Consider the following 5,082-nt stretch of genomic DNA (forward strand, 5'->3'; position numbering starts at 1 on the left):
CGTCGCGACCGCGAGCGCGACGATGGCGGCGAAGGCGACGCCGACCGCCGCCAGCACGCGCGCCTCGATCCGTCCGGCGCCGCTCACCGTCGCGCGGTAGAGCCCGGCGGCGGGAACGCGGCGGGTCGCCGCGAGCGGCGGCAGCGCGAAGGCGACGGCGATCAGCAGGCCATAGGCGGCGCTGACCGCGAGCGGCAGCGGATAGAGCGCGAAACCGGGGCGCACCGGCAGCACGTCGCCCGCGATCGCGCCGATCGCCGCCGGCGCGACGGCACCGGCGGCGAGCCCGGCAACGATGGCGAGCGCCGCCACGGTCAGAATCTGCAAGCCATAGATGCGCGCGACGGTCGCGCTGTCGGCGCCCAGCACCTTCAGCGTGGCGAGGCCGGGCCGCTTTCCCGCGAGATAGCTGGCGACGCCGTTGCCGACGCCGATCCCGGCGATCACCAGCGCTGCGAGTCCGACGAGCGACAGGAACTGACCCATGCGCTCGATGAATCGGCGCGTTCCCGGTGCGCCGTTGCTGCGGTCGGTGACGTCCCAGCCCGCATCGGGAAAGGCGGCGGTCAGGCTCTTGCCCACCGCGGCCGGATCGGCGTCCGCTGGCAGGCGGATGCGATACTTGCTTTCGTAGAGGCTGCCCGGCTGGATGAGCTGCGTCGCCGGCAGGTCGTCGATGCCGATGATCGCGACCGGCCCCAGCGTGAAACCCTCGCCCAGCCGGTCGGGCTCGTCGGCGATGATACCGTCGATTCGGAACGCCTTTTCGCCGAACTTCACACTCGATTGCGGTTCCAGCCCGAGCCGCGAGGCGAGGTCGGCGCCGATCCAGACCGTTCCCGGTGGCGGGGCGCCGCGCCGCTCGCCGCTCGCCAGCCGCATCGTGCCATAGAGCGGATAGGCGTCGTCGACCGCCTTCAGCTCGGCGAGCAAGGCCTCGCCGTCCGGCGCATTCGCCATCGCGCGCATCCGTACCGTGGCAGAGGTTGCTCCCGCCAGGCGGAACGCCGCTATCTCTTCGGCGCTCGCCTGTCGCTGCGGCAGCGCGAGCTGGAGGTCGCCGCCGAGGATCGTCTGGCCGCGCGCCTCGAGCTCGGCGGTGATGCCGCTGGTCAGGCTGCCGATCGCGGCGAGCGTCGCGACGCCGAGGAACAGGCAGACCGCGAGCAGCCGCAGGCCGCGGATGCGCGCGGCGAGGTCGCGCCGCGCGATCCGCCAGAGGGTGGCGAGGGCGGGGGTCAATTCGCGCCCCTTCGAAGGATGGGCCAGTTCATGCAGCCCGCTCCTCGATCCGGCCGTCGTGCATCACGACGACGCGGTCGCAATGGTCGGCGAGCGCCGGGTCGTGGGTGATGATGAGCAGCGTCGCGCCCAGCGCGGCGCGGCGCGCGAAGATCAGGTCGATGATCGCATGGCCGGTCGCGGTATCGAGGTTGCCGGTCGGCTCGTCGGCGAAGATGATCGCGGGCTCGCCCGCCATCGCGCGCGCGATGGCGACGCGCTGCTGCTCGCCCCCCGAAAGCTGTGCGGGATAATGCGTCAGGCGGTGGCCGAGCCCGACCGCCTCCAGCTCCGCCTGCGCGCGTCCGAACGGATCGGCGTGCCCGGCGAGTTCGAGCGGCACCGCGACATTTTCGAGCGCGGTCATCGTCGGGAGCAGATGGAAGGCCTGGAGCACGATCCCGATCCGCCCGCGCCGCGCCCGTGCGAGCGCATCCTCGTCCATCGTGCCGAAATCGAGCCCGGCGACGCGGATCGTCCCGCCGCTCGCACGTTCGAGCCCCGCAAGCACCGCCATCAGCGAGCTTTTGCCCGAGCCCGAGGGGCCGAGCAGCGCGACCGAAGCACCCGCATCGACCATCAGGTCGACCCCGCGCAAAATTTCGACCGGGGCCTTGCCGGTCCCCAGCGTCAGCGTCACATTATGGGCGGCAATCGCCGGTTCGGGCGATGCGGAGAGCGCGTCGGTCAAGAAAGGACCCTTTGGAGATGAAAACGGCCGGATGGCGTTCGATGCTGCTATATGGTTGCATGCTCGCGCTTTGCCAACCGCTCGCGGGTTGCGGGTCGGCGGATGCGCCCGCGGCCCCGAAGGGCGACGGCGCATCGCACGCGCAGGCCGCGCCCGCGATCCCCGCCGATGCGCCGCTGGTCATCGCGTTCGGCGACAGCCTCTATGCGGGCTATCAGCTCGGACCGAAAGAGGGTCTTGCGCCGCAACTTCAGGCCGCGCTGACCGCCGATGGCGTCGTGGCGCGGGTGCAGAATGCCGGCGTGTCGGGTGATACCAGCGCGGCGGGACGCCAGCGGCTGGCCTATGTCCTCGACAATGCCCGACAGAAACCCGCGCTCGTGCTGCTGGGGCTCGGCGGCAACGACATGCTGCGCGGCATCGGTCCCGACCAGACGCGCGCCAACCTCGACGCGATGCTGGCGGAGCTCAAGCGGCGCGATATCCCGGTGCTGCTCACCGGGATGATGGCGGCGCCCAATCTCGGCAGCGATTATGAAAAGAAATTCAATCCCATATATCCCGATCTTGCCGCGAAATATGGGGTCAGCTTCTATCCCTTCATCCTCGACAATGTCGTCACCGACCCGTCGCTGATGCTCGCCGATCATCTGCACCCCAATGCCGAGGGAGTGAAAATCGTCGTGCAGGGCCTTGCGCCGCTGGTCGAGGCGGCACTCCCCGCCGCCGGGTAGCGTCAGGGCGCGATCAGTTTCTCGGCGCGCCTGCGCCAGTTTCCCGCCAGCGCGTCGAGCGCCGCCAGATCGCGGACCGCCGCCGGATCGCGCTTTCCGGCGCCGCCGATCAGCAGCGCGAAGACGCGCGCGATCGTCCAGTCGGGCAGCGGCCGCGCGATCAGATCGAGCGTGTCGCCCGCCGCGACCGTCCCTTCCTCGATCACCCGGTAATACCAGCCGCTGCGGCCGGTCTTCACCACCGTCGCGGGCACGCTTGCGATGCCGAAGCGGTGGCCGAGCTTCCAGCACGGCTGGCGCCCCTGGCTGACCTCGATCAGCGCGGAGCCGAGCCGGTAGCGGTCGCCGATGCACACCGCATCCTCGACCATGTCGCGGGTCGACAGATTCTCTCCGAACGCACCGGGCGCGGCGAGCAGGGGATGGCCGCCCAGCCGCTCGATCCACCAGGGATAATGGTCGCGCGGATAATGATGGATCGCCTTGTCGGGACCGCCATGCACCGTCAGGTCGCCCTGCTCGTCGCCCGCGATGCCGAGGAAGCCGACATGCCGCGACCCGGCGACGGGCGTCTTGCCGATCGCGCTCGGTTCGCCCCGATCGCCGAAGGCGCGCGCCTTGCCGGTCAGAAGCGCGTCGATGGCGATGCTCATGCGGCCTCCTGCTCGATGCAGATCGCGCGCGAATCGCTTTCGTCGAGCGGCACGCCGAGCAAGGCGCAGCGATGCGGGTTCCCGCCTTCGGCATCGCGGCGGAAATGCCGGCAGTTGGCGCACAGGCCGAAGGGGCGGTGGCAGCGCGCGGCGAGAAAGCCGCCGAGCATGCGGGCGAGCAGCGCCTCCAGCGCCGCGCGGTCGGCCGGCGCCATCGGGGCGAGCATCGCCTCGGCAATGGTGTCGGGGGCGGAGGCGAGCAGCGTCTCCCCTTGGGGTGTGAGGGCGAGCCGGACCAGCCGCCGGTCGCCCGCATCGCCCGTCCGCGCGACGAGCCCCTTGCGTTCGAGCGCCGCCACAGTCTGCGACACCGTTCCCTTGGTCTGTCCCAGCCATGCGGCGAGCGCCCCCGGCGTGCGCGAAAAGCGATTCGCGGCCGCCAGATAGCGCAGCGCCTGCCACTGCACGGGCTTGAGCCCCGCGGCGTGGCCGTCGCCCGCGATCAGGCGCGCGGCGCGCGTCAGCATGTCGGCCAGGTCCTGCGTCATCTCTTTTTAGTATCGACTAAAAACCATTTGCACAATCCCGGTGAGCATGACAGATGTATGGTATCGACTCGATACTTTTAAAAGGAGACGAACCATGACCGAGAAGGCGATTTTCTATCATGCCGGATGCAGCGTCTGCCTCGACGCCGAGCAGGTGGTGGCCGACGCGATCGACCCCGCGCGCTACGACGTCGAACGCGTCCATCTGGGCGAAACACCGGGCCGCGTCCCGGAAGCCGAAAACGCCGGGGTCCGCTCGGTGCCGGCGCTGGTGCTCGGCGGGCAGGCCTATCATATCAATTTCGGCGCTCCGATCGACGCGCTAAGGGCATGACCGTCCCGGCGCCCTGACGTCAATGAAAAAGGGGCGCACCGCGGTGCGCCCCTTTCCTTTTCAGCTCTGGCGGTCGCCTTAGAAGGCGAGGCCGACGCCGACGCCGAAGGTGTCGTGGTCGCTGAAGTTGTTGATGAACTGATGGCGATATTCGATCTTGCCATAGACGTTCTGGCCCAGCTTGTGCTGATAGCCGGCGCCGACATAGGGGTCGTCGATCTGGCCGAAGGTGTAACCCGCGTTGACATAGGCCTTGCCGTTGGTGCCGACATTGGCGCCCGCGCGGCCACCGGCCGAGAACTGGACGTCGAAGCCCTTCTTGAGAACCTTGTCGCCGGCGATCTCGGCGCCGATGAAGGTCGTCTGGCCGGCGTTCAGGTCATAGCCGCCCGCGATGCCGAGCGTGGCGTCGTCGAGCCCGCCGCCCGAGATGTAGCCGCCGCGCACTTCGACGCGGGCTTCGCCGCCGTCGGCGGCAAGGGCGGGGGTGGCAACGACCGCGGTGAGGAGAGCGGCGGCAACTGCGAACTTTTTCATGTCATTTTCCTTTTTTCTTCAATCGGGACGCGCCCTATTGGGTCGCGACCCGGCCCCTAAATGGGGTTGCGGCCTGTCGCTGCCATGAATGGATCGTTCAGAATAAGACAATTTTCTTACCTGTGTTGTTTTTGCAACACGGTCAGAATGGAGCAGGCCTCGTCATCCCGCGAAAGCTGGAATCGCTTGCGGGTTTGGGTCGGGTCGACAGCGAGCCCGGCTTTCGCTGGGATGACGGCTGGGAGCTTGATTTCGGCGAAGCCGATTAGCGTTTAGACTCTGATGACTTTGGATTGACCGACTT

At 68.7% G+C, this 5,082-nt stretch carries 7 protein-coding genes; 2 read left to right on the forward strand and 5 right to left on the reverse strand.

The features are described from left to right. Together SGR02S_RS18865 and SGR02S_RS18870 are read right to left on the reverse strand one after the other, a co-directional pair. Positions 1 to 1,242: ABC transporter permease (locus tag SGR02S_RS18865; protein WP_156483135.1), on the reverse strand; the 1,242-nt coding region annotated here is incomplete at its 3' end. Positions 1,243 to 1,270: 28 nt separating this feature from the next. After that, positions 1,271 to 1,972 (reverse strand): ABC transporter ATP-binding protein, encoded by a 702-nt coding sequence (locus SGR02S_RS18870; RefSeq protein WP_067113714.1) that lies wholly within the window; start codon positions 1,970 to 1,972, stop codon positions 1,271 to 1,273. A gap of 17 nt (positions 1,973 to 1,989) precedes the next feature. Here SGR02S_RS18870 and SGR02S_RS18875 point away from each other — a divergent pair, with 17 nt between their 5' ends. Continuing rightward, on the forward strand, positions 1,990 to 2,706 hold the full coding sequence (locus SGR02S_RS18875) for an arylesterase (RefSeq protein WP_067113716.1): 717 nt from the start codon (positions 1,990 to 1,992) through the stop codon (positions 2,704 to 2,706). Positions 2,707 to 2,708: 2 nt separating this feature from the next. Here SGR02S_RS18875 and SGR02S_RS18880 read toward each other — a convergent pair whose 3' ends face one another. Continuing rightward, on the reverse strand, positions 2,709 to 3,359 hold the full coding sequence (locus tag SGR02S_RS18880; RefSeq protein WP_067113718.1) for an MOSC domain-containing protein: 651 nt from the start codon (positions 3,357 to 3,359) through the stop codon (positions 2,709 to 2,711). Continuing rightward, complete coding sequence (locus tag SGR02S_RS18885; RefSeq protein ID WP_067113720.1) at positions 3,356 to 3,907, reverse strand: MarR family winged helix-turn-helix transcriptional regulator; 552 nt, start codon at positions 3,905 to 3,907, stop codon at positions 3,356 to 3,358. The genes SGR02S_RS18880 and SGR02S_RS18885 overlap by 4 nt, the downstream gene beginning before the upstream one ends. Positions 3,908 to 4,001: 94 nt before the next feature. On the opposite strand from SGR02S_RS18885, the gene SGR02S_RS18890 reads away from it, so the two are divergent. Continuing rightward, a complete protein-coding gene (locus tag SGR02S_RS18890) occupies positions 4,002 to 4,241 on the forward strand; it encodes a thioredoxin domain-containing protein (protein ID WP_067113722.1) in 240 nt (79 codons plus the stop codon). Positions 4,242 to 4,319: 78 nt separating this feature from the next. Here SGR02S_RS18890 and SGR02S_RS18895 read toward each other — a convergent pair whose 3' ends face one another. Continuing rightward, complete coding sequence (locus SGR02S_RS18895; protein WP_067113725.1) at positions 4,320 to 4,778, reverse strand: outer membrane beta-barrel protein; 459 nt, start codon at positions 4,776 to 4,778, stop codon at positions 4,320 to 4,322. Between the last annotated feature and the right edge of the window lie 304 nt (positions 4,779 to 5,082).

Origin of the sequence: Sphingopyxis granuli NBRC 100800 (assembly GCF_001591045.1) — a bacterium.
GTDB lineage: Bacteria > Pseudomonadota > Alphaproteobacteria > Sphingomonadales > Sphingomonadaceae > Sphingopyxis > Sphingopyxis granuli.